The 24,235-nt window shown below is 61.2% G+C and carries 19 protein-coding genes; 15 read left to right on the top strand and 4 right to left on the bottom strand.

The genetic code is table 11. The annotated features are described in order from the left end of the window. The first annotated feature begins 172 nt into the window (after positions 1 to 172). Positions 173 to 2,635: a penicillin-binding protein 1A gene (locus tag JBE38_RS08735; RefSeq protein WP_411985341.1), complete on the top strand. Its 2,463-nt coding sequence runs from the start codon at positions 173 to 175 to the stop codon at positions 2,633 to 2,635. A 141-nt stretch (positions 2,636 to 2,776) separates the two neighbouring features. Here JBE38_RS08735 and JBE38_RS08730 read toward each other — a convergent pair whose 3' ends face one another. The 3 genes from JBE38_RS08730 to rpmE form a co-directional block, all read right to left on the bottom strand. Then, complete coding sequence (locus tag JBE38_RS08730; protein ID WP_205344139.1) at positions 2,777 to 4,045, bottom strand: malic enzyme-like NAD(P)-binding protein; 1,269 nt, start codon at positions 4,043 to 4,045, stop codon at positions 2,777 to 2,779. 181 nt (positions 4,046 to 4,226) lie between these two features. Continuing rightward, on the bottom strand, positions 4,227 to 5,021 hold the full coding sequence (locus JBE38_RS08725) for a thermonuclease family protein (protein WP_090367277.1): 795 nt from the start codon (positions 5,019 to 5,021) through the stop codon (positions 4,227 to 4,229). A gap of 35 nt (positions 5,022 to 5,056) precedes the next feature. Further along, a complete protein-coding gene (gene rpmE / locus JBE38_RS08720) occupies positions 5,057 to 5,275 on the bottom strand; it encodes a 50S ribosomal protein L31 (RefSeq protein WP_010213765.1) in 219 nt (72 codons plus the stop codon). Between the two features lie 216 nt (positions 5,276 to 5,491). On the opposite strand from rpmE, the gene JBE38_RS08715 reads away from it, so the two are divergent. The 10 genes from JBE38_RS08715 (at position 5,492) to JBE38_RS08670 (ending at position 18,229) form a co-directional block, all read left to right on the top strand. Next, entirely contained in the window at positions 5,492 to 7,711 is a 2,220-nt protein-coding gene (locus JBE38_RS08715) for a primosomal protein N' (protein ID WP_060755210.1), read from the top strand. Between the two features lie 129 nt (positions 7,712 to 7,840). Then, entirely contained in the window at positions 7,841 to 9,577 is a 1,737-nt protein-coding gene (gene argS, locus JBE38_RS08710) for an arginine--tRNA ligase (RefSeq protein ID WP_205344138.1), read from the top strand. Position 9,578: 1 nt separating this feature from the next. Continuing rightward, positions 9,579 to 10,280: an SPOR domain-containing protein gene (locus JBE38_RS08705; RefSeq protein WP_016972721.1), complete on the top strand. Its 702-nt coding sequence runs from the start codon at positions 9,579 to 9,581 to the stop codon at positions 10,278 to 10,280. A 241-nt stretch (positions 10,281 to 10,521) separates the two neighbouring features. Then, a complete protein-coding gene (gene hslV / locus JBE38_RS08700; protein WP_003171209.1) occupies positions 10,522 to 11,052 on the top strand; it encodes an ATP-dependent protease subunit HslV in 531 nt (176 codons plus the stop codon). A gap of 37 nt (positions 11,053 to 11,089) precedes the next feature. Beyond that, positions 11,090 to 12,427 carry an ATP-dependent protease ATPase subunit HslU gene (hslU, locus tag JBE38_RS08695; protein ID WP_090367283.1) on the top strand — a complete coding sequence of 446 codons (1,338 nt, stop codon included), beginning with the start codon at positions 11,090 to 11,092 and terminating at the stop codon, positions 12,425 to 12,427. Between the two features lie 148 nt (positions 12,428 to 12,575). Further along, positions 12,576 to 12,953 (top strand): gamma-butyrobetaine hydroxylase-like domain-containing protein, encoded by a 378-nt coding sequence (locus JBE38_RS08690; protein ID WP_053253945.1) that lies wholly within the window; start codon positions 12,576 to 12,578, stop codon positions 12,951 to 12,953. A 248-nt stretch (positions 12,954 to 13,201) separates the two neighbouring features. After that, positions 13,202 to 14,881 (top strand): class II poly(R)-hydroxyalkanoic acid synthase, encoded by a 1,680-nt coding sequence (gene phaC, locus JBE38_RS08685; protein WP_205344137.1) that lies wholly within the window; start codon positions 13,202 to 13,204, stop codon positions 14,879 to 14,881. An 82-nt stretch (positions 14,882 to 14,963) separates the two neighbouring features. Next, complete coding sequence (phaZ, locus tag JBE38_RS08680; RefSeq protein ID WP_060754547.1) at positions 14,964 to 15,809, top strand: poly(3-hydroxyalkanoate) depolymerase; 846 nt, start codon at positions 14,964 to 14,966, stop codon at positions 15,807 to 15,809. A gap of 89 nt (positions 15,810 to 15,898) precedes the next feature. Then, positions 15,899 to 17,581, top strand: a complete 1,683-nt coding sequence (gene phaC / locus JBE38_RS08675) for a class II poly(R)-hydroxyalkanoic acid synthase (protein ID WP_161547716.1) — start codon at positions 15,899 to 15,901, stop codon at positions 17,579 to 17,581. 27 nt (positions 17,582 to 17,608) lie between these two features. Continuing rightward, positions 17,609 to 18,229: a TetR/AcrR family transcriptional regulator gene (locus tag JBE38_RS08670; RefSeq protein WP_060754549.1), complete on the top strand. Its 621-nt coding sequence runs from the start codon at positions 17,609 to 17,611 to the stop codon at positions 18,227 to 18,229. Positions 18,230 to 18,246: 17 nt separating this feature from the next. Here the strand turns inward: JBE38_RS08670 and JBE38_RS08665 are convergent, their stop codons facing one another. Then, positions 18,247 to 18,909 (bottom strand): response regulator transcription factor, encoded by a 663-nt coding sequence (locus tag JBE38_RS08665; RefSeq protein ID WP_205344136.1) that lies wholly within the window; start codon positions 18,907 to 18,909, stop codon positions 18,247 to 18,249. Between the two features lie 371 nt (positions 18,910 to 19,280). Here JBE38_RS08665 and JBE38_RS08660 point away from each other — a divergent pair, with 371 nt between their 5' ends. The 4 genes from JBE38_RS08660 to JBE38_RS08645 all read left to right on the top strand — a co-directional run bounded on the left by JBE38_RS08660 (position 19,281) and on the right by JBE38_RS08645 (position 24,201). Beyond that, positions 19,281 to 19,862, top strand: coding sequence for a fimbrial protein (locus JBE38_RS08660; RefSeq protein WP_090367290.1), 582 nt, complete (start codon positions 19,281 to 19,283; stop codon positions 19,860 to 19,862). Positions 19,863 to 19,942: 80 nt separating this feature from the next. Beyond that, positions 19,943 to 20,719, top strand: a complete 777-nt coding sequence (locus JBE38_RS08655; RefSeq protein ID WP_205344135.1) for a fimbrial biogenesis chaperone — start codon at positions 19,943 to 19,945, stop codon at positions 20,717 to 20,719. A gap of 8 nt (positions 20,720 to 20,727) precedes the next feature. Further along, positions 20,728 to 21,495: a fimbrial biogenesis chaperone gene (locus JBE38_RS08650; RefSeq protein WP_205344134.1), complete on the top strand. Its 768-nt coding sequence runs from the start codon at positions 20,728 to 20,730 to the stop codon at positions 21,493 to 21,495. A 138-nt stretch (positions 21,496 to 21,633) separates the two neighbouring features. Beyond that, positions 21,634 to 24,201, top strand: a complete 2,568-nt coding sequence (locus JBE38_RS08645) for a fimbria/pilus outer membrane usher protein (protein ID WP_205344133.1) — start codon at positions 21,634 to 21,636, stop codon at positions 24,199 to 24,201. Positions 24,202 to 24,235: the final 34 nt, after the last annotated feature.

Genomic DNA, 24,235 nt, shown 5'->3' with positions numbered 1-24,235 from the left:
TTCATGCATTCGGTCGACTTGTTTGAGTGGCGCGAATGACGCCCCAAGCCGAAAATGCTTTAATGCCCAGCGTTTTTTCCCGCTTTTTATCTGCAGCTCGGGTCGATCCATCGTTTGCCATGCATGCCCCGACGCGTAACCCATTCTTTTCTCTGGAAATCCAAAAGCCTTGATTCGTCTGCTGAAGTTTTTCGGGTACTCCATTGTCGCGATCGTCTGCGGGCTGCTGCTCGTACTCAGCGGTGCCTACCTCTACCTTAGTCCGGGTTTGCCCTCCGTAGAGGCGCTCAGAAGTATCCAGTTGCAGATTCCTTTGCGGGTCTACAGCAGCGATGAAAAACTGATCGCGGAGTTCGGCGAAATGCGCCGCACCCCCATCCGTTTCGCCGACATTCCACCCAATTTCATCAGCGCGCTGCTGTCGGCGGAAGACGATAATTTCGCCAACCACTACGGTGTCGACCCCAGCAGCCTGGTACGTGCGGCCACACAGCTGGTCAAAAGCGGACACATTCAATCCGGTGGCAGCACCATCACCATGCAGGTGGCGAAGAACTTCTTCCTTACCAGCGAGCGCAGTTTTTCGCGCAAGGCCACCGAGATCCTGCTGGCCCTGCAAATCGAACGTCAGTTGACCAAGGACGAGATCCTCGAGCTGTACGTCAACAAGATCTACCTGGGCAACCGTGCCTACGGGATCGAGGCGGCTTCCCAGGTCTACTACGGCAAGTCGATTCGTGACGCCAGCCTGGCGCAGATGGCCATGATTGCCGGCCTGCCGAAGGCCCCGTCGCGCTTCAACCCGCTGGCCAACCCGGCGCGCAGCAAAGAGCGTCGCGACTGGATCCTGGGCCGCATGTACAAGCTGGGCAAGATCGACCAGGCCGCTTACGAAAGTGCCGTGGCCGAGCCGCTGAACGCCAGTTACCACGTGCCGACGCCGGAAGTGAACGCTCCGTACATCGCCGAAATGGCCCGTGCCGAAATGGTCGGCCGTTATGGCAGCGACGCGTATACCGAAGGTTTCCGCGTCACCACGACCGTGCCGAGCAACCTGCAGGAAATCGCCAACCAGTCGGTACATGAGGGCCTGATCACCTACGATCAACGTCACGGCTACCGTGGCCCCGAGTCGCGCCTGCCCGGCAAGACCCTGAGCGCCTGGACCGCAGAATTGGGCAAGCAACGCACGATCAGCGGCCTGGAGCCGGCCATCGTCACTCAGGTGAAGAAAGATGGCGTGCAAGTCCTGACGCGCACCGGCGAAGCACATGTGGCGTGGGACAGCATGAAGTGGGCGCGCCCGTTCCTGAACACCAACAGCATGGGCCCGATGCCCAAGCAACCGTCGGACGTGGCTCAGGTGGGTGACTTGATCCGCGTGCAACGCCAGAAGGATGACAGCCTCAAGTTCAGCCAGGTGCCGGTGGCGCAAGGCGCGCTGGTGTCCCTGGACCCGCAGAACGGTGCAATCCGCGCCCTGGTCGGCGGCTTTGCCTTCGAGCAGAGCAACTACAACCGTGCCACTCAGGCCAAGCGCCAGCCAGGTTCGAGCTTCAAGCCATTTATCTACAGCGCCGCGCTGGACAACGGCTACACCGCCGCCAGCCTGGTCAACGATGCACCGATCGTGTTCGTCGACGAGTACCTGGACAAGGTCTGGCGCCCGAAGAACGACACCAATACCTTCCTCGGCCCGATCCGCGTGCGCGAGGCGTTGTACAAGTCGCGTAACCTGGTGTCGATCCGCCTGCTGCAGGCAATGGGCGTCGGCAAGACGATCGACTACATCACGCGCTTTGGCTTCAACAAATCGGACCTGCCACCTAACCTGTCCCTGGCCCTGGGCACCGCCACGCTCACGCCAATGGAGATCGCTACCGGCTGGAGCACCTTTGCCAACGGTGGCTACAAGATCACGCCGTACCTGATCGACAAGGTCGAAAGCCGCAATGGCGACACCCTTTTCACTGCCAACCCACCACGCGTGCCGGGTGATGTCGTCAATGGCGTGGCCGCCCCGGACGGCATCGCGGCCCCCGGCAATGGCGGTATCACCATCGAGCCAACCCCAGGTGCTGCGCCCGTCGCCAGCACTGCGGCACCGGCCGAACCTCAGGCACCTGCCGTTGCGCCGCGCGTGGTGGATGGCCGCACCACCTACATCCTCAACAGCATCCTTGAGGACGTGATCAAGAAGGGCACCGGCCGTCGTGCACTGGCCTTGGGCCGTGCGGATCTTGCGGGCAAGACCGGTACCACCAACGAATCCAAGGACGCCTGGTTCTCAGGCTACAACGCTGATTACGTGACCACCGTGTGGACGGGCTATGACCAGCCGGAAAGCCTGGGCCGCCGTGAGTTCGGCGGTACCGTGGCGCTGCCGATCTGGATGAGCTACATGGGCGCCGCCTTGAAGGACAAGCCGTTGCACACTCAAGCCGAACCGGAAGGCATCCTCAGCCTGCGGATCGATCCGATCAGCGGCCGTGCGGCCTCGCCTAGCACGCCGAATGCGTACTTCGAACTGTTCAAGAGCGAAGACACGCCGCCGTCGGTCAACGAGCTGGGTAATGGCGTCGCCCCAGGCAGCCCACTGCCGGCGGATGAAGGCGCGCCGATCGATCTGTTCTGACCCATGAGGGGCTGAGCATGAAGACTTTGTAGGAGCGAGCAAGCTCGCTCCTACAAACGGCGACTTACACCTCCACCTTTGAGCCACAAAAAAGCCCCGACTCGCGAGAGCCGGGGCTTTTTGTTGGTGCGCTACAACGGCTTAGCCGTTGAACACATCATCCACGCTTTTGAGCGGGTAGTGCTTCGGATACGGCAGGGTTGCCACGCCAGTCTCGATGGCGGCCTTGGCCACGGCATCGGAGATCAGGGTGATCAGGCGCTTATCCATTGGCTTGGGAATGATGTACTCACGGCCGAATTCCAACTTGATGCCGCCGTAGGCGTCACACACTTCCTGAGGTACCGGCAGCTTGGCCAGTTCACGCAGGGCGTTGGCAGCAGCCACTTTCATCTCTTCGTTGATGCGCTTGGCGCGAACGTCCAGGGCACCACGGAAGATGAACGGGAAGCCCAGTACGTTGTTGACCTGGTTCGGGTAGTCCGAACGACCGGTAGCCATGATCACGTCGTCACGGGTGGCGTGCGCCAGTTCCGGGGAGATTTCCGGGTCCGGGTTGGAGCAGGCGAACACGATCGGGTTGGCCGCCATGGACTTCAGGCCTTCGGCGCTCAGCAGGTTCGGGCCGGACAGGCCAACGAACACGTCTGCACCGTTCAGGGCGTCAGCCAGGGTACGTTTGTCGGTAGCGTGGGCAAACATCGCCTTGTACTGGTTCAGGTCGGTACGCTCGGACTGAACCACGCCCTTGCTGTCGACCATGAAGATGTTTTCCAGCTTGGCGCCCATGCTCACCAGCAACTTCATGCAGGAGATGGCCGCAGCGCCGGCGCCCAGGCAAACGATCTTGGCATCAGCCAGGGTCTTGCCGGCGATTTCCAGGGCGTTGATCATGCCGGCCGCGGTAACGATCGCGGTGCCGTGCTGGTCATCGTGGAATACCGGGATGTCACATTGCTCGATCAGGGCCTTTTCGATCTCAAAGCACTCAGGTGCCTTGATGTCTTCCAGGTTGATGCCACCGAACGTGATGGAAATGCGCTTAACGGTGTCGATGAAAGCCTGTGGGCTTTCGGAATCGACTTCGATGTCGAAAACGTCGATGCCGGCGAAGCGCTTGAACAGCACGCCCTTACCTTCCATGACTGGCTTGGAAGCCAATGGGCCGAGGTTACCCAGGCCAAGAATCGCGGTGCCATCGGAAATCACTGCAACCAGGTTGCCTTTGCCGGTGTACTTGTACGCCAGTTCGGGATCGCGGGCGATTTCACGTACGGGCTCGGCAACACCTGGGCTGTAGGCCAGCGAAAGGTCGCGGGCGGTGGCAGTGGCTTTGGTGAGCTCTACACTCAGCTTTCCTGGACGAGGATGGGCATGATATTCGAGAGCGGCAGTTTTCAAATCAGACATATCGGCATTCCGCTTTTACTGTTGGTCGACGGACCGCCGAGGATACTCGTGTCGTAAAGCCCCTACAAGACTGGGCAGTCACAGGTGTCAAGGGCCGTACGCTACGACTTTCGGCCAAGAGCCACGGGATACAAGGGCTTAACTGTTCACAATCGACATTAAAAATGTCTACAATTTTTTCTCAAGATGCCAATTTGAACATGCTGGGGTCAGTCAAGGGTAGAAGCCAGCGCGCCTGGCTGCCTTTCACTGCACCGCGCCTGGAGCGATCCTGCACCCAACCCCGCGCCTCGATGCTCCGGCCTTGCAGACCATTGAGCAGGGCACTATCGAACTGATGGGCTTGATCAGGTGCAATGCGTAATACCAGTGCGCCCTGTAATTCAATCCAGATTCCGCCGCGATTGCGCTCAATCTTGCTCACCCGGCCGCTGACCAGGGCAAAGCCGGATCGCCTGAGTTGCGTTACCGATTGCACGGGTGATTGCCGCCATAGGCCCAGCCGCGCCCGTCGGGCGGCGTCTTCGGCGGCTTGCTGGCAAGCGACCAGATCGGTGTTGGGCGCCACACCGACTTGAAACCCAAGCCCCTCGGCCAGTAACTGCGCCTCCAGGTTCTCACCGTCGGCACCATAGAGGTGAGCCAGGGCCCGCCCATAACGGTCTTTGCTATCGCGCCCCGCCACCAGACCGACTCGCCCGCCACTGGCCGTCACCAATGCCTGCAAGCGCTGGCGCGCGGCGACGGCAAGAGGTTCGTCGGTGCGGCCTCGCTTGCCGGTCTCCGGCGTATTGAGGCCGATCATGCGTACACGGCGACCATCCTTGAGGTGCACCGTATCGCCATCCACCACGCGCTGCACTTCGACTTGGGCCAGCGACGTCGGCGCCGGGCAGTGGGCCTCGGCCTGCGCGGCCGAAAGCCAAATCCCGGGCACAAAAAAGGCGCCCACAAGGGACGCCTTTTTCATCAGCATGGAAAAACCGTAACGGCTTCCCAAGTTGATCGGCCTTAGGCCTTTTTGGCACCGAAAGCACCAAAGCGATCTGCGAAGCGCTGTACACGGCCGCCGGTGTCCAGAGTCTTCTGCTTACCGGTGTAGAACGGGTGGCACTCGTTGCATACGTCAGTACCCAGTGGCTTGCACAGGTTCGAACGGGTTTCGAACTTGTTGCCGCAGCTGCAGGTAACTTCGATGGTTTCGTACGCTGGATGGATATCGGCTTTCATGGCACTTCCTCGGGCTAGCGTGCCGCCACTCGACACTATTGTCGAATACCGCACGTAATTAGGCCGCGGATTGTACCAGACCTTTTTAATCGCGCAAGCGGTGCCGGTGGCGCAAGCCGCCCTTTCATCAGAAAACCATCGGCTACCCCAAGCCCTCGCCTGTCTGCTAGGCTCCCGCACCTGCGCCACCGCCTGCCTTTATATGAGACTCCCCGCGTGCCCGACGCCATTTTGCGCCTAGCCCTGCCCTCGCCCCTGCGCCGCCTGTTCGACTACCGGGCCCCGGCCGGCGTCTCACGTGCGCAGTTGCAGCCAGGCATGCGCGTGCGCGTACCGTTCGGGCGGCGGGAAATGATCGGGATCCTGGTGGAAATCGCCGACCACAGTGAAGTCCCCGCCGAAAAGCTCAAGCCGGCGCTGGCCATCCTCGACGCCACTGCCCCACTGCCGCCCGCGCTGTTCAAGCTGTGCCTGTGGACCGCCCAGTACTACCAACACAGCCTCGGCGATACCTTGAGCTGGGCGCTGCCGGTGTTGCTGCGCCAAGGCGAACTGGCGGAGGCTCGCCAGGAACGCTTCTGGTCGATAGTCCCCGGCGCACGCCTCGACGACCCGCGCATCGCCCGCGCGCCGCGTCAGCGTGAGGCCCTGGCCACGCTGGCCCAGCATCCCCATGGGGTGGCGCATCCGTTACTGAGCAAGCTGATGCTCAGCAAAGACAGCCTCGACCTGCTGCTGGCCAAGGGCCTGGTGCAAGTGGAAATCCGCAAGCACGCCCCCGACCCACGCCATGAGCACTGGCTGGCCCAGCCCGAACTGCCGCTGAACACTGAACAACGGGCGGCTTATGAAGCCATTCGTGCAGGCTTCGACAGTTTCCACGCATTCCTGCTGGCCGGCGTCACCGGCAGCGGCAAGACCGAAGTCTATTTGCAGTTGATCCGCGAAACCCTGCAAGCCGGCAAACAGGCCCTGGTGTTGATCCCCGAGATCAACCTCGGCCCGCAAACCCTGGCGCGTTTCGAACAGCGCTTCAACGCCCGTATCGCCCTGGTGCACTCGGCAGTCAATGACCGTGAGCGCCTGGAGTCCTGGCTGGCTGCGCGCGACGGCGAGGCCGACATCATTATCGGCACCCGCTCGGCGCTGTTCACGCCGATGAAAAACCCCGGGTTGATCATCATCGACGAGGAGCATGACGGTTCCTATAAACAGCAGGAAGGCTTGCGCTATCACGCCCGCGACCTCGCGCTGGTGCGAGCACGCCAGGAAGACATTCCTATCGTGCTGGGTTCCGCCACGCCCTCACTGGAGAGCCTGCACAACGCTTACACCGGCCGTTATGGCCTGCTGCGCCTCAACGAGCGCGCCGGTGGCGCCAAACAACCGCGCTTCCTGCGCCTGGACGTAAAAAGCCGGCCGCTGGACAGCGGCATTTCCGGGCCGATGCAACAAGCCATCGGCCAGACACTCGCCGCCGGCCAGCAAGTTCTGGTATTTCTCAACCGGCGGGGCTTTGCGCCGACCCTGCTGTGCCACGATTGCGGCTGGATGTCCGAGTGCGAGCGCTGCGATGCACGCATGACAGTGCACCAGCGCTACGGCGAGCTGCGCTGTCACCACTGCGGCCACGTGGAACGGGTGCCGCGTCACTGCCCCCAGTGCGGCAAGGTGGACCTGCGCCCGGTGGGCGCCGGCACCGAGCGCGCCGAGGAACGCCTGGGGATTCTGTTCCCGGATTACCCGGTGCTGCGGGTCGACCGCGACAGCACCTCGCGTAAAGACGCCATGAACCAGCTGTTCGCCACCATCCAGAAGGGCCAGCCGTGCATCCTGATCGGCACTCAGATGCTCGCCAAGGGGCATCACTTTCCACGGGTGACGCTGGTGTCGATCCTGGATGCCGATGGCGGGCTGTTCTCCGGCGACTTCCGCGCCAGTGAGCGCATGGCGCAGTTGATCGTACAAGTCGCAGGCCGGGCCGGGCGCGCCGAAGAGCCAGGCAAGGTGATTATCCAGACCCACTTGGCCGACCATCCACTGCTGATCCAGCTGACGGAAGAAGGTTACTTTGCCTTCGCCGAACAGGCGCTCAGCGAACGCCGCGCCGCCGGCCTGCCGCCGTTCGCCCACCTGGCCTTGCTGCGGGCTGAAGCACACAAGCCGGGCCAGGCCGAAGGTTTTCTCGATGAGGCGTGCAGCCTCGCCGAACGTTTATTGGGCGAGCTGGGTCTGACCGGCATCGAATTGCTCGGCCCGGTGCCAGCCCCCATGGAACGCCGCGCCGGGCGCTATCGCGCCCAGCTACTCTTGCAGGCGACGTCCCGCGCGCCCCTGCATCGGCTATTAAGTAGCTGGTTGCTTGCCCTGGAGCAAATGCCCAGTGGCCGGCAAGTGCGATGGTCGTTGGATGTGGACCCGGTAGATTTGTATTGAAGCCCCTGCCACAGGTTAATCGTCCGTGAAGGACCTTCGAAGGTTGGCAAGCCCGCCCTCGCCACGGATAATGCCCAGTTTTTCCACCTGCGCTTCGCGCGCCGCCGCTTGCGGTCGAAAGAGAACACCATGAAAGACACCATTCGCCAGCTGATCCAACAAGCCCTCACCCAACTCGTCGACGAAGGTGTGTTGCCTGAAGGCTTGACGCCGGCGATCCAGGTGGAGAACACCCGCGACAAGACCCACGGCGACTTCGCCAGCAACATCGCGATGATGCTGTCCAAGCCTGCGGGCATGAAACCACGCGACCTGGCAGAAAAGATCATCGCCGCGCTGCCTGCCGACGAGAGTGTCACCAAGGCCGAAATCGCAGGCCCTGGCTTCATCAACTTCTTCCAGAACACCCAGGCCCTGGCCTATCGTCTCGACGCGGCACTGGCCGATGCTCACGTGGGCGCACGCAAGGCCGGCCCGGCGCAGCGCACCGTGGTCGATCTGTCGGCCCCCAACCTGGCCAAAGAGATGCATGTCGGCCACCTGCGCTCGACCATCATCGGCGACGGCGTAGCCCGGGTCCTGGAGTTTCTCGGTGATGAAGTGATTCGCCAGAACCACGTCGGCGACTGGGGCACCCAGTTCGGCATGCTGATGGCCTACCTGCAGGAAAACCCGATCACCAGCGACGAACTGTCGGACCTGGAAAACTTTTACCGCGCCGCCAAGAAGCGCTTCGACGAATCCGAAGAGTTCGCCGACCGCGCCCGCGGCCTGGTAGTCAAGCTGCAAGCCGGCGACGCCGAGTGCCTGGCACTGTGGACCCGGTTCAAGGACATCTCGCTGTCCCACTGCCAGAAGATCTACGAACTGCTCAACGTCAAGTTGACGATGGCCGACGTGATGGGCGAAAGCGCCTACAACGATGACCTGATCAACGTGGTCAACGACTTGAAGGCCGCAGGCATGCTGGTCGAAAGCAACGGTGCCCAATGCGTGTTCCTCGACGAATTCAAAAACGCCGAAGGCGAGCCGCTGCCGGTGATCATCGTCAAGGCCGATGGCGGCTACCTCTACGCCACCACCGACCTGGCTGCCGTACGCTACCGCAGCGGCAAGCTCAAGGCTGACCGTGCGCTGTACTTCGTCGACCAGCGCCAGGCCCTGCACTTCCAGCAGGTCTTCGCGGTGGCGCGCAAGGCCGGGTTCGTGACGCACCCGATGGAAATGGAACACATGGGCTTCGGCACCATGAACGGCGCCGATGGCCGCCCGTTCAAGACCCGCGACGGCGGCACCGTGAAGCTGATTGACCTGCTGACCGAAGCCCAGGAGCGTGCCTACAACCTGGTGAAAGAAAAGAACCCGGAACTGGCCGAAGCCGACCTGCGCAACATCGCCCGCGTGGTGGGCATTGGCGCGGTGAAGTACGCCGACCTGTCCAAGCACCGCACCAGCGACTACAGCTTCAACTTCGACCTGATGCTCAACTTCGAAGGCAACACCGCCCCTTACCTGTTGTATGCCTACACTCGCGTAGCCGGCGTATTCCGCAAGCTGGGCAAGGACTTCAGCGAAGTCGAAGGCCGGATCGTGCTCGCCGCGCCGCAGGAACAAGAGCTGGCGGCCAAGCTCGCGCAATTCGGTGAAGTGCTCAACAGCGTTGGTGAAAAAGGCACGCCCCACATCCTCTGCACTTACCTGTACGAAGTGGCCGGCCTGTTCTCCAGCTTCTACGAGAATTGCCCGATCCTGAGCGCCGAGGACGAAGCTCAAAAGCAAAGCCGCCTGCGCCTCGCCGCACTGGCTGGACGGACCCTCAAGCAAGGCCTGGAACTCTTGGGCCTGGAAACTCTGGAGCGTATGTAAGTTGGCTGCCAAGAAAAAACCCGCCCCCAAGCGCGGCGCCAGCCGCTACCAGGCTCCGGCGAAGAAACCTATTCCGGGTTGGCTGTGGATGGCCATCGGCCTGGCGGTCGGTGCGTTTGTCGTGATCCTGATGAAGCTGGAGCCGGGCAAAGGCGATGACGTCAAACGCGTCAAGCAAGAGCAGCAGAAGGCCACGAAAATAGCCGAAGCCAACAAGACGGCGCCGAGCCCGACCGCACCGGTGAAGCCAAAGTACGACTTCTACACGCTGCTGCCGGAATCGGAAGTGATCGTGCCGCCCGACGCCGTGCCGGAGAAAACCCTGCCGACGCCACAAGTGCCGACCACCCCGGTAACGCCGGCGGAAGCGGCGAAGATCGACACCGCACGCGCCCAGGCCGCGCTGGCCGGCATCACCCCGCCACCGCCGCCACCGGTCGCCACCACCAAGGCCGCGCCGGTGACCAAGTTCTTCCTGCAGGCGGGCTCGTTCCCGAAACAGGCGGATGCCGATCGCGTGCGTGCACAGATCATTCTGTTGGGCCAGGCGGTGACGGTAGAGTCCGGCACGGTGAAGGATGCGACCTGGTATCGCGTGCTGGTAGGCCCGTTCAGTAACCGTGAGCAACTGACCGTGGCACAGAAGCAATTGGCTGGCGCCGGGTTTAGTAACCTGTTGTTACAACAACGCCAGAGCCGCTGATCAAAAATGTGGGAGGGGGCTTACTCCCGATAGCGGTGTATCAGTACCAGATGAGCTGGCTGATCCATTGCCATCGGGAGCAAGCCCCCTCCCACATTTGCTTTTGCGGTGTTCTCGAGTGTGTGTCAGACCAATAAACACCACTCGTCCGCCACACCCCCCTACGGTTGAAATCCTCCTCGTCACCCCCATATGAGTTTCCATCAGGGCATTTTCGCCCCGCTGCGTGGAGACTCTCCCCTTGACCACCATCGTTTCAGTACGTCGCCACGGCAAAGTCGTCATGGGCGGCGACGGCCAGGTTTCCCTGGGTAATACCGTGATGAAAGGCAACGCGAAGAAGGTGCGCCGCCTGTACCACGGCCAGGTTCTCGCAGGCTTTGCCGGCGCTACCGCCGATGCCTTCACCCTCTTCGAGCGCTTCGAAGGCCAGCTGGAAAAACACCAGGGCCATCTCGTTCGCGCCGCCGTCGAACTCGCCAAAGAATGGCGCACCGACCGCTCCCTCAGCCGCCTGGAAGCCATGCTGGCCGTTGCTAACAAAGACGCGTCCCTGATCATCACCGGTAACGGCGACGTGGTTGAGCCAGAACATGGCCTGATCGCCATGGGTTCCGGTGGCGGCTACGCCCAGGCGGCAGCCAGCGCACTGTTGAAGAAAACCGACCTGTCGGCCCGGGAAATCGTCGAAACCGCCCTGGGTATCGCCGGCGATATCTGCGTGTTCACCAACCACAACCAGACCATTGAGGAGCAGGACCTCGCCGAGTAAGCCGCAGGCTTACTTGCGCTTGAGGCCGCCAAAAACTATGTCCATGACTCCCCGCGAAATCGTCCATGAACTTAACCGCCATATCATCGGCCAGGACGATGCCAAGCGTGCCGTTGCCATTGCGCTGCGTAACCGCTGGCGCCGGATGCAACTGCCCGAAGAACTGCGCGTTGAAGTAACGCCGAAGAACATCCTGATGATCGGCCCGACCGGCGTCGGTAAAACCGAGATCGCCCGTCGCCTGGCCAAGTTGGCCAACGCTCCCTTCATCAAGGTCGAAGCCACCAAGTTCACCGAAGTGGGCTATGTAGGCCGCGACGTCGAGTCGATCATTCGTGACCTGGCCGACGCGGCCTTGAAGCTGCTGCGCGAGCAGGAGATGAGCAAGGTCAGCCATCGTGCCGAAGACGCCGCCGAAGAGCGCATCCTCGACGCGCTGCTGCCGCCGGCACGCATGGGTTTCAACGAAGACGCCGCACCGGCCTCGGACTCCAACACGCGCCAGCTGTTTCGCAAGCGCCTGCGTGAAGGCCAACTGGACGACAAGGAAATCGAGATCGAAGTCGCCGAAATCTCCGGCGTCGACATCTCGGCCCCGCCTGGCATGGAAGAAATGACCAGCCAGTTGCAGAACCTGTTCGCCAATATGGGCAAGGGCAAGAAGAAAAGCCGCAAGCTCAAGGTGAAGGAAGCACTGAAACTGGTGCGCGACGAAGAAGCCGGTCGCCTGGTGAACGAGGAAGAACTCAAGGCCAAGGCCCTGGAAGCCGTCGAGCAGCACGGTATCGTGTTTATCGATGAGATCGACAAGGTGGCCAAGCGCGGTAACGCCGGCGGTGTCGATGTATCCCGCGAAGGTGTACAGCGCGACCTGCTGCCGCTGATCGAAGGCTGCACCGTGAACACCAAGCTGGGGATGGTCAAGACCGACCACATCCTGTTTATCGCTTCCGGTGCTTTCCACCTGAGCAAGCCCAGCGACCTGGTGCCGGAACTGCAAGGCCGCCTGCCGATTCGCGTGGAACTCAAGGCACTGACGCCGGGCGACTTCGAACGCATTCTCAGCGAGCCGCATGCCTCGCTCACCGAGCAGTACCGTGAGTTGCTGAAAACCGAGGGCCTGGGGATCGAGTTCCAGCCGGACGGCATCAAGCGCCTGGCCGAAATCGCCTGGCAGGTCAACGAGAAGACCGAGAACATCGGTGCGCGCCGCCTGCATACGCTGCTGGAGCGTTTGCTGGAAGAAGTGTCCTTCAGTGCGGGTGACCTGGCCGGTGCGCAGAACGGCGAGCTGATCAAGATCGACGCCGACTACGTCAACAGCCACTTGGGCGAACTGGCGCAGAACGAAGACTTGTCGCGCTACATCCTGTAGACCCAGCTCAGGACTGCTTTGCTTTATTGTGGGAGGGGGCTTGCTCCCGATAGCGGTGTATCAGTATCAGATAAACTGACTGAGGCACCGCTATCGGGAGCAAGCCCCCTCCCACATTTTGAGGCCGGTTCATTCAGGATCATCTTCCATGTCCAAATTCCCGACTGCTGTAAACCTGCACAAAACCTCCAACACCCTCGGCCTCACCTACGGGCCCGATGAGGTCTATCAGTTGCCCGCCGAACTGCTGCGTACTCACTCGCCTTCCGCAGAGGTCCAGGGCCACGGCAAACCCATCCTGCAATTCGGCAAACTCAACGTGCGCCTGATCAAGGTAGAGCCGGCCGGGCAGTACGCACTGAAATTGACCTTCGATGACGGCCATGACAGCGGATTGTTCACTTGGGACTACCTCTACCAACTGGCTGTACGCCAGGAAGCCCTGTGGGCCGATTATCTGGCGGAACTCAAAGCCGCCGGGAAAACCCGCGACCCGAGTGAGTCGGTCGTGCGGCTGATGCTCTAGCTCAGGCCTGCGGCTCTTTAGAGAGCATTTTCTAATTCCATCTGCTTGAATGCCCTGTCTCGTGGCCAACGATTGGCCCGCTTGCGAAAAAAATTAAACTCGGGTAACCAATGGAACTGGCAAGTTCCCTGCATTTGACGATGCGGTATCAACGGTCACCCGAGTCGCGTACCTGGCTTGTGTTGTGTATCGAAACCTGGTGCACAGCGGTACCCGGTACTCGTCTTTCGGACAATGGAGCGTCGTAGATGAGTAACAAGAACAACGATGACTTGAAACGCCAGGCCTCGGAAAACACCTTGGGGCTGAACCCGATCATCGCGTTACGCAAAAAGGATTTATTGGCCTCGGCGAAGATGGTGTTGACCCAAGCCATCAAGCAACCGTTGCACAGCGTCAAACACGTCGCCCATTTCGGCGTTGAATTGAAAAACGTGATGTTCGGCAAATCCCAACTGGCGCCCGAGAGCGACGACCGTCGCTTCAACGACCCGGCCTGGAGCCAGAACCCACTCTATAAACGCTACCTGCAAACCTACCTGGCGTGGCGCAAGGAACTGCACGACTGGATCGGCGACAGCAACCTGTCCGAACAGGACATCAGCCGCGGCCACTTCGTGATCAACCTGATGACCGAAGCCATGGCCCCCACCAACAGCGCGGCCAACCCGGCGGCGGTCAAACGCTTCTTTGAAACCGGCGGCAAAAGCCTGCTCGACGGGCTTTCCCATCTCGCCAAAGACCTGGTGCACAACGGCGGCATGCCGAGCCAGGTCAACATGGGCGCTTTCGAAGTGGGCAAGACCCTGGGCACCAGTGAAGGCGCGGTGGTGTTTCGCAACGATGTGCTGGAGCTGATCCAGTACAAGCCGATCACCGAGCAAGTGCACGAGCGCCCTCTGTTGGTGGTGCCGCCGCAGATCAACAAATTCTATGTCTTCGACTTGAGCCCGGATAAGAGCCTGGCGCGCTTTTGCCTGCGCAATGGCCAGCAGACGTTCATCGTCAGTTGGCGCAATCCGACCAAGGCCCAGCGCGAATGGGGCCTGTCCACCTACATCGAGGCGCTCAAGGAAGCGGTGGATGTGGTCACGGCGATCACCGGCAGCAAGGACGTCAACATGCTGGGCGCCTGCTCCGGCGGCATCACCTGCACGGCCCTGCTCGGCCATTACGCGGCGCTGGGGGAGAAGAAGGTCAACGCCCTGACCCTGTTGGTGAGCGTGCTGGACACCGCCCTGGACACCCAGGTGGCGCTGTTCGTCGACGAACAGACCCTGGAAGCGGCCAAGCGCCACTCCTACCAGGCCGGCGTGCTGGAAGGCCGCGACATGGCCAAGGTGTTCGCCTGGATGCGCCCCAATGACCTGATCTGGAATTACTGGGTCAACAACTACCTGCTGGGCAACGAGCCTCCCGTGTTCGACATCCTGTTCTGGAACAACGACACCACGCGCTTGCCCGCCGCGTTCCACGGCGACTTGATCGAACTGTTCAAGAACAACCCACTGGTGCGCGCCAACGCACTGGAAGTGTGCGGCACGCCGATTGACCTCAAGCAGGTCACCGCGGATATCTACGCACTGGCCGGCACCAACGACCACATCACACCGTGGCAGTCGTGCTACAAGTCGGCGCAGCTGTTTGGTGGCAAGGTCGAATTTGTACTGTCCAGCAGCGGGCATATCCAGAGCATCCTCAACCCGCCGGGCAACCCCAAGGCGCGCTACCAGACCAGTGACAGCCTGACCGGCAAGGCTCAGGACTGGCAGGAGAATGCCACCAAGCACACCGACTCCTGGTGGCTGCATTGGCAGGGTTGGCTGGCAGACCGGGCAGGCAAACTGAAGAAGGCTCCTACAGCGCTCGGAAATAAAACCTACTCCGCGGCGGAAGCGGCGCCGGGCACCTACGTACATGAACGCTAGATTGAAATGAGATCAAATGTGGGAGGGCGCTTGCCCCCCACATTGGCTGCACTCCAGAGACACCACTTCACAGGGCTTGAGCATGCCGCAACCGTTCATCTTCCGTACCATCGACCTGGACGGCCAGACCATCCGCACGGCGGTACGCCCGGGCAAGCCTCACTTGACGCCGCTGCTGATCTTCAATGGCATCGGCGCCAACCTCGAGCTGGTGTTTCCGTTCGCCCAGGCGCTGGACCCGGACCTGGAAGTGATCGCCTTCGACGTGCCTGGAGTGGGAGGGTCTTCGACGCCCAGCGTGCCCTATCGCTTTCCCGGCCTGGCCAAGCTCACCGCACGAATGCTCGATTACCTCGACTATGGCCAGGTCAATGTGGTGGGTGTGTCCTGGGGTGGGGCGCTGGCGCAGCAATTTGCCTACGACTACCCGGAGCGCTGCAAGAAACTGATCCTGGCGGCCACGGCGGCGGGTGCGGTCATGGTACCGGGTAAGCCAAAAGTGTTGTGGCTGATGGCCAGCCCGCGCCGTTACATCCAGCCATCCCACGTAGTACGCATCGCGCCAATGATTTATGGCGGTTCATTCCGTCGCGACGCCAAACTCGCCGCCGAACATGCCAGCAAAGTGCGCTCGGCCGGCAAACTGGGTTACTACTGGCAGCTGTTCGCCGGCCTGGGTTGGACCAGCATCCATTGGCTGCACAAGATCCGCCAACCGACCCTGGTACTGGCGGGGGACGACGACCCGCTGATCCCGCTGGTCAATATGCGCCTGCTGGCCTGGCGCATCCCCAACGCACAGTTGCACATCATCGATGACGGCCACCTGTTCCTGATCACTCGGGCCGAAGCCGTGGCGCCCATCATCATGAAGTTTCTCGAGGAGGAGCGCCTGCGCGCGGTGATTCACCCGCGCCCCGCGGTGTAAGGACCACACCGCCGCGCAACTTCCCAGGAACCGACTATGGTTCTGAATTGGCGTGCCTGCTTGATGACTTGACCAAGGAGTGTTGGCTCATGCGAGAAAGACCCGTGTCGAACCCGGCGCCCACCCCCGCTGCGTTCATTAACGCGCAAAATGCGATCACCGGTCTCAGGGGACGAGACCTGCTGTCGACCTTGCGCAGCGTGGCGGCCCACAGCTTGCGCAACCCGCTGCATACCGCCCGTCATGCCCTGGCATTGGGTGGCCAGTTGGGGCGCGTGCTGCTGGGCGAAACCGTGCACGAGCCCAACCCCAACGACAGCCGCTTCATCGACCCCACCTGGAAGCTCAACCCGCTCTACCGGCGCAGCCTGCAAGCCTACCTGAGCTGGCAACAGCAGACGCGCCACTGGATCGATGACAGCCACCTGAGTGCCGATGACCGCGCCCGCGCGCACTTTGCCTTTTCCTTGATCAATGACGCCGTTTCACCCTCCAACACCCTGCTCAACCCACTGGCCGTCAAGGAACTGCTGAACTCCGGAGGCAACAGTGTGGTGCGCGGTGTGAGCAACCTGTTCGAAGACCTGCTGCACAACAATGGCCTGCCGCGCCAGGTGAGCAAGCACGCCTTCGAAGTGGGCAAGACGGTGGCCACTACGCCGGGCTCGGTGGTGTTTCGCAACGAGCTGCTGGAACTGATCCAGTACAAGCCCTTGAGCGAAAAACAGTACGCCAGGCCGCTGTTGATCGTGCCGCCGCAAATCAACAAGTACTACATCTTCGACTTGAGCCCCGGCAACAGCTTTGTGCAGTACGCCCTGAAGAACGGTTTGCAGACGTTCATGATCAGCTGGCGCAACCCGGATGTGCGCCATCGCGAATGGGGCCTGTCGACCTACGTGGCGGCCCTGGAGGAAGCACTCAATGTGTGCCGGGCAATCACCGGGGCCCGAGAGGTCAACCTGATGGGTGCCTGCGCCGGCGGCCTGACCATTGCCGCCCTGCAAGGCCACTTGCAGGCCAAGCGCCAGCTACGGCGCATCTCCAGCGCCACTTACCTGGTCAGCCTGCTCGACAGCCAGATCGATAGCCCCGCTACCCTGTTTGTCGATGAGCAAACCCTGGAGGCCGCCAAACGCCACTCCTATCAACAGGGCGTGCTGGACGGTCGTGACATGGCCAAGGTGTTCGCCTGGATGCGCCCCAACGATCTGATCTGGAACTACTGGATCAACAACTACCTGCTGGGCAAGGAACCACCGGCCTTCGACATCCTGTACTGGAACAACGACAACACGCGCCTGCCTGCCGCGCTGCACGGCGACCTGCTGGATTTCTTCAAGCACAACCCGTTGAGCCACCCCGGCGGCCTGGAAGTATGTGGCACGCCGATCGATTTACAGAAGGTCACGGTGGACAGCTTCAGCGTGGCCGGGATCAACGACCACATCACCCCCTGGGACGCGGTGTATCGCTCGACTCAATTGCTGGGCGGCGAGCGACGCTTCGTGCTGTCCAACAGCGGGCATATCCAGAGCATCCTCAACCCGCCGGGCAACCCCAAGGCCAACTACGTCGAGAACGCCAAGCTGAGCAGCGACCCACGCGCCTGGTATTACGACGCCAACCACGTCGAAGGCAGTTGGTGGCCGCAATGGCTGGAGTGGATTACGCAGCGTTCGGGCGTGCAACGCGAAACCCTCACGGCCCTGGGCAACCAGAACTACCCACCGATGGAAGCGGCGCCGGGCACTTATGTGCGGGTGCGCTGAGCTCTACGAACTCATTAAGAAGACTGGATGAAGACCCGCGACCGTATCCTTGAATGTGCCCTGCAATTGTTCAACCGCAAGGGCGAGCCCAACGTGTCGACCATGGAGGTGGCCAATGAAATGGGGATCAGCCCCGGCAACCTCTACTACCACTTCCACGGCAAGGAGCCGCTGGTGCTCGGGCTGTTCGAGCGCTTTCAGTGTGAGCTGGCGCCGCTGCTCGACCCACCCGCGAATGCGCAACTGGAGGCCGAAGATTACTGGTTGTTCCTGCACCTGATCGTCGAGCGCATGGCGCACTACCGCTTTCTGTTCCAGGACCTGTCGAACCTCGCCGGGCGCCTGCCGAAACTGGCCAAGGGCATTCGCAGCCTGCTTACGGCACTCAAGCGCACCCTGGCTTCACTGCTGGCACGGTTGAAAGCGGCGGGACAGTTGGTCAGCAGTACCCAGGCGCTGGGCCAGTTGGTGGAACAAATCACCCTGACCCTGTTGTTTTCCCTGGATTACCAGCGAGTTCTCGATCGCGAAGGTGAAGTGCAGGTGGTGGTCTACCAGATCATGATGCTGGTGGCGCCACACTTGTTGGCACCGGCCCGCCAGGCGACGGAACAGTTCGCTCTGCGCTATCTGGACAACCCGGGTTAAGGCTGGGCAGCCACGGCCTATCCTGGCTTGCCAAACTGTTGAGTGAACTTGAAAAGTTCGCTATCGGTCTTGATGCCCAATTTCCGATAGGCCGATTGTTTTTGCGTACTGATAGTACTGGCGCTGCGCGAAAACTTTGCCGCAATTGAACTCACCGACATGCCATCGAGAAAGCAACGCAGCACCTCCTGTTCTTTGGGTGTGAGGCTGGCGTTAGTCGGGAGCGAACCGCCCCCGCCCAGCGTTGATGGTATATCGCCCCCCTCAAGGATAAGTTGGGCGCCTTGCTGTTCCGGCAACATACAGGGCTGCAGGTAAATTCGCCCTTGGGCGACTGTTCGAATCGCTGCAATCAACTCCGTCAACTTCTGGGTTTTGCCCAATACTCCCCAACTTCCGGCCTTCAACGTCATTAACACCGTTGCCGGTGTGTAGTGGGATGACAAGACGATGGGTTTGCACTGCTTGAAACGTCGGCTCAGGGTCTGGATCAGGCTGAGGCCATCGATGTCTGAAGGCCCCAGGATAAAATCCATCACCACCACATCAGCAGGCAGCCGGGCAAGCGCCTCCAATAATTCCTTGCCTGTGCCGAAGGAACCGATGACCTCAAGGTCGACTTCCTTGCTCAGGCCCAGCTCGATCCCCTGCCTAACCATCTCATGATCATCAAGCAACATGATGGTGTACGTACTGGAAGTTGATGTAGGCATCGAAAAACCCGATCTTGTGAGTACTGCTCATTACAAAAACTCGCCGGTCATTATGATTACGGTATATCCCAGCCGCACCGCAGGTTCAATCAATAACAATAATAAGGATTTCTCTTACATTTCCAACTTACAGCGCAATCTTACAAGTTACCGTCAATGCAACTATTTGGATTCTAAATACAAAATTTCGAACAATCACGAGGCCAATATCGTTACTTCTCTATAGGCAGCATCGACGCTTCCGGCCGATTATTTGTAGGCCTCGCCAACTTGGAGCGTTTTTAAACAAAGCCCAAGTGTGCGAGGCAAATCCCAGATAATTCATGCTTGGAAATACTATGAAATTCAACGCTCTCTCTTCCGCTGCAACTGCCCTTGCATTGGCTGCCGCCGTATCGCAAACCGCCTACGCCGCCAATGACGGCACCATCAATTTCACCGGACTGGTGAACGACACGACGTGCACCATCGAAGGCGCGGCGCCGGGTACCGGTGCCGTGGTCAAGGACGTGAACCTGGGGGGTGTTTCCGCTGCACGCCTGGCGCGACCGGGTGATCGCGCCAACCTGACCGGCTTCACCATCCGTATTGGCGCCCCCGGCGAAGGCAGTTGCACCAACGGCCGCACCGCCATGGTTGCGTTCGACCCCACCAGCCCGGCCATTGACGTGGCGACCGGGCGCTTGAACATCGATGGCTACGACAACCCTGAAGACTCCGCCAACGCCAAGAACGTACAGGTTGAAGTGACCAACCGTAATGGCACGCCCATTAACGTTTACACCGAAAAATCGGAGGGCGTCGTCATCGCGGATAACCAGGCCGTCATCCCGCTGGCCGCGCAAATGTACGCCACCGCCCCGGCCACCGAAGGTACGGTCAAGACGCGCGTCGGCTTTATGGTCGTTTACGCCGATTAAGGAGCCGGCAGGCCAAGTAGGTAACGGACTTGCAGCGCCCCTGCAGGTCCCTCCCTGGATTCGAAGAGACGTTGGACACTATGAAAACAATGGCTCGCCTCGCGCTGGCCACCTGTGCTGTTGGATGGTTATCGCTCCAAGCGACTCCCGCCCATGCAGGGGTGATTATTTATGGCACTCGCGTGATCTTCCCCGCCGAACAGCAGGAGGTCGTCGTGCGCCTGGAGAACAAAGGCGATCGTCCGGCGCTGGTGCAAACCTGGCTGGACACGGGCGATCTGCGCTCGACACCGGCGACGGCACAAACACCGTTTACCCTGTCACCACCGATCTTCCGCATTGAGCCTCATCAACAGCAGGCATTGCGCCTGCGCTACTCCGGCGAAACACCGCCCACCGACCGCGAAAGCCTGTACTGGCTGAACGTGCTGGAAGTGCCCCCGGTGAACGCCGGTGCCGAACAAAACAACCAGATCGAACTGGCCTTCCGTACTCGCCTGCGCGTGTTCCTGCGCCCCCAATCATTACCCTATCCGGTGGGCAGTGCCCCGGCAAAACTGCAGTGGAAGCTGGTAGCCCGGGACCAGGGCTATGCGCTGCAAGCGACCAACCCGACGCCGTACCATATTTCCCTGACCACCGTTGACTTGCTCAGCGAGGGTAAACGCTTCAGCAAAGCGCCGAACCAGGCAGCCAACGATGGCCTGCTGCTGCCGGCCGGAGACGTGAAACTGTTTGCGCTGCCGCAACTGCATGAGCGTCCCCGTGGCGCCTCCAAGGTCGAGTTCACCACCGTCAGCGACTTCGGTGCCCGAGTACGTCACTCGGCAAACCTTGCCCCTTCAACTACCCGATGACTCACCCCATGAACCTAACCTCTATTTCACAGCGGCTCTTGCAGCTCATGGTATTGGCATTCGCACTGCTGGGCACCGCCCTCGCGCACGCCAGCGTTGTCATCAACAACACGCGGATTATCTACCCGCAGAACGACAAAGAGGTGACGGTCAGGCTTGAAAGCAAAAACCAGGCACCGGTGTTGATTCAGGCCTGGCTGGACAGCGGCGACGAACACTCCACGCCGGATCTTGCCGGCATCCCCTTTATCGCCACGCCGCCGATCTTCCGCATGGAACCCGGAAAGCAACAGGTTCTGCGCCTGGCCTACACCGGCGAAAGCTTGTCGGCGAAACAGGAAAGCCTGTTCTGGTTCAACCTGCTGGAAGTACCCGCACAAACGCGGGACGCCCAGCAGGGCAACCAGCTGCAGCTCGCCTTCCGGTCGCGGATCAAGCTGTTTTTCCGCCCGCCGAACCTGCCTTATGGCGTCGACGCTGCGCCGGGCAAACTGCAATGGCGGCGCGAATCCACCGAGCATGGCCAGGTTCTGGAAGTCTACAACCCCACCCCTTATCACGTGACGTTCGAGGAGATTGAAGTGCTGGAGTCAAACCTGCGTCATGCACGCAAGGCCTCGACATCCGGCGCCGAGAACATGGTGGCCCCTGGCGCTCGCAACCGCTTTGAAGTGCCCAGTCTCAAGTCAGCACCGGGCCACGCAACAACCGTGGAATTCCAGACGCTCGACGACTTTGGGGTAAAGACCTCTCATCGCGCCAAGCTCCTGATGTGAGCGACGAAGCCTGCCGAGCACCGTAGCCGCCCGACCCGCTCCTCACCTCACTGAACACACCCGTTTGATGCCCATTTTTCAGGGCAGGGCTTCCCCTTGCCCGAATTCGGACAGCACCTTTTTTTGGAAATGGTAAAGATGAGTTTGAACACGCCTGTCAGCGCAAGACCCAGGTCCCTGACACGTCATTGGTTGACGCACACGGCGCGTTGCCTGTTACTGCTGAGCGGTGCCCAAGCCCTCAACGCCCACGCGGTCGAGAATGTCGAGTTCAACCCGGCCTTCTTTCCGGATGGCGTGGGCGGCCAGCAAGTTGATATTTCAAAATTCAGCCAGGGCAACGTTGTACTCCCCGGCAGCTACCGCAGCGACGTCTACCTCAACGGCCAGTGGATAGGCCGTGAAACCCTGGCCTTCATCGCGGTCAAGGGCCAGGACTCTGCGCATATGTGCCTGGAGCGAGACGCGCTGCTCAGGTTTGGCATCGACCTGGACGCGCCGCAGAAGCAACCGGCCGAGGCCGGTCAGGCGCCCACCCCGACATTTGCTCGCTGTGCCGACATTTCCGCCTACCTGCCAGGCAGCACCAGCCAATTCGATTCGGGCGAAAACCGCCTGACGCTGCAGGTGCCACAGATCTACCTGGCGCGTAAGGCGCGTGGCTATGTTGACCCCAAGCATTGGGACAGTGGAGTCGATGCGGCCTTTGCGCGCTACAACACCAACACCTTTGCCACCCGCACCAATGGCCGCTCGCTCAACTCCCATTACCTGGGCTTGAACACCGGGCTCAACCTGGGTGACTGGCACTGGCGTCACAACGGCAGCTTCAGCCAGACCGACACCGCCTCGGGCTATCAAAGCAGCAGCACCTATGTGCAACGCGAACTCAACCCACTGCGTTCACAGCTGATGCTGGGCGAGATCTACACCCCAGGCGAGCTGTTCGACAGCGTACGCCTGCGCGGTGCCAGCCTGTTCAGCGATGACCGCATGCTGCCGGACTCCATGACCGGTTTTGCGCCGGTGGTACGCGGCATCGCCCAGACCAACGCCCGGGTCACGGTGCGCCAGCGCGGCGTGCTGCTCGATGAGGTGTCTGTCGCTCCCGGCCCATTCGTCCTCAACGACCTGTTCCCCACCGGTTATGGCGGCGACCTGACCGTCACGGTGACCGAAGCCGACGGCCGTCAGCGCGAATTCATCGTGCCCTTTGCCGCCAATGCCAACCTGCTGCGCGCGGGCCACACTCGCTACTCGCTGAGTGTCGGCGTGCTGGATGAAATCGGCCTGCGCCATCCACCGACCCTGGCCCAGGCCACCTACCAGAACGGGCTCAACAACCTGCTCACCGCCTACATGGGCGCGGTCGTCAGCGAGGACTATCTGTCGCAGTTGTTGGGCGCAGCGTTCAACACGCCGGTTGGCGCACTGTCACTTGACCTGACCACATCGAGAGCCGCCCTGCCGGGCCATGAACCGCGTGGCGGACAAAGCTTGCAGTTACGCTACAGCAAGAATTTCACCGACACCGGAACGCACTTTGCCCTCGGCGCCTACCGTTACTCCACCGAAGGCTTCCTGAGCATCGCCGACGCGGCACGGGTGCGTGACCTCGCCATCGACGGGCGCAGCCTGGACAACCTGTCGCGCCTGCGCGACAGGATGGACATCAGCCTTAACCAGAGCCTGGGCAACGGCTCGGTGTACCTCACCGGTTCCTCGCAAAACTACTGGAACCGCGCCAGCGGCAACCTGACCTTTACCGCCGGTTACACCAATAGCTGGAAGGGCCTGCACTACACCGTCAGTGCCCAGCGCACCAAGGATTTGCTGAGTGACAGGGTCGACAAGCAACTGGAACTGACCGTGAGCCTGCCACTGGGCAGCGACCCTCGCTCACCGACCTTGACCACGACGGCCTTTCGCGGCAATCAAAGCAGCGGCGAACGCGTGAACCTTGGCGGCACACTGGGCGAGCGTAGCGAATTCACCTACGGCGTGGGAGGCAGCCGCACCCAAGGCAGCGGTAACTCCGTGACCGCCGACGTGAAGTACCAGGCCAGCCACGGCGTGCTGTCCGCAGGCTATGGCCAGAGCAACACCTACCGCGCCATGTCACTGGGCATGACTGGTGGCGTCGTCGCCCACGCAGACGGCGTGACCTTCGCTCCGGAGCTGGGCGACACCATCGGCATCGTCCAGGCACCGGACGCCCAGGGAGCGCGGATCAACGGCAACCATGGCGCCCAGGTCGGCAAGCAGGGTTTTGCCGTGGTGCCCCACCTCACGCCCTATCGCCAGAACGTGGTCGAGCTGGACCCCAAGGACCTGTCGGTCGACGTGGAACTCAAGACCGCCGCGCAAAACGTAGCGCCCCGTGCAGGCTCGGTGGTGAAGCTGCAGTTCGACACAGTCAGCGGCCAAGCCGTGCTGATCACAGCGTTGCGAGAGGATGGCAGCCTGCTGCCGTTCGGCTCGGATGTGTTCGATGAAGACGGTGCCAGCGTGGGGATCGTCGGCCAGGGCGGCAAGGCGTTTGTACGCGTAGCGCGTGACCAGGGGCGGTTGACCGTCAAGTGGGGTAGCCGTGACGACGCGTCTTGCCGGCTGCAATACGGCCTGGACAAGGCTACGGGAGGGAGCGCCACCCAGCGGTTGCGCCATCTGGATGCCGGCACTTGCACGGCCAATACAAGCGGTTGATCCGGCGAGCGCGCATATCGCGCCCAAACGCTCT

This window comes from Pseudomonas sp. ICBG1301 (genome assembly GCF_016918385.1).
GTDB classification, from domain to species: Bacteria; Pseudomonadota; Gammaproteobacteria; order Pseudomonadales; family Pseudomonadaceae; genus Aquipseudomonas; species Aquipseudomonas palleroniana.
The sequence above is the reverse complement of the archived record's forward strand: the minus strand, read 5'-3'. Positions and strand labels throughout refer to the sequence as shown.

Coding starts and splice junctions, on each gene's coding strand:
- JBE38_RS08730 (WP_205344139.1), bottom strand. CDS start 4,045: ATGTCTGATTTGAAAACTGCCGCTCTCGAATATCATGCCCATCCTCGT.
- JBE38_RS08725 (WP_090367277.1), bottom strand. CDS start 5,021: ATGCTGATGAAAAAGGCGTCCCTTGTGGGCGCCTTTTTTGTGCCCGGG.
- rpmE (WP_010213765.1), bottom strand. CDS start 5,275: ATGAAAGCCGATATCCATCCAGCGTACGAAACCATCGAAGTTACCTGC.
- argS (WP_205344138.1), top strand. CDS start 7,841: ATGAAAGACACCATTCGCCAGCTGATCCAACAAGCCCTCACCCAACTC.
- hslU (WP_090367283.1), top strand. CDS start 11,090: ATGTCCATGACTCCCCGCGAAATCGTCCATGAACTTAACCGCCATATC.
- JBE38_RS08690 (WP_053253945.1), top strand. CDS start 12,576: ATGTCCAAATTCCCGACTGCTGTAAACCTGCACAAAACCTCCAACACC.
- phaC (WP_205344137.1), top strand. CDS start 13,202: ATGAGTAACAAGAACAACGATGACTTGAAACGCCAGGCCTCGGAAAAC.
- phaZ (WP_060754547.1), top strand. CDS start 14,964: ATGCCGCAACCGTTCATCTTCCGTACCATCGACCTGGACGGCCAGACC.
- phaC (WP_161547716.1), top strand. CDS start 15,899: ATGCGAGAAAGACCCGTGTCGAACCCGGCGCCCACCCCCGCTGCGTTC.
- JBE38_RS08670 (WP_060754549.1), top strand. CDS start 17,609: ATGAAGACCCGCGACCGTATCCTTGAATGTGCCCTGCAATTGTTCAAC.
- JBE38_RS08665 (WP_205344136.1), bottom strand. CDS start 18,909: ATGTTGCTTGATGATCATGAGATGGTTAGGCAGGGGATCGAGCTGGGC.
- JBE38_RS08660 (WP_090367290.1), top strand. CDS start 19,281: ATGAAATTCAACGCTCTCTCTTCCGCTGCAACTGCCCTTGCATTGGCT.
- JBE38_RS08655 (WP_205344135.1), top strand. CDS start 19,943: ATGAAAACAATGGCTCGCCTCGCGCTGGCCACCTGTGCTGTTGGATGG.
- JBE38_RS08650 (WP_205344134.1), top strand. CDS start 20,728: ATGAACCTAACCTCTATTTCACAGCGGCTCTTGCAGCTCATGGTATTG.
- JBE38_RS08645 (WP_205344133.1), top strand. CDS start 21,634: ATGAGTTTGAACACGCCTGTCAGCGCAAGACCCAGGTCCCTGACACGT.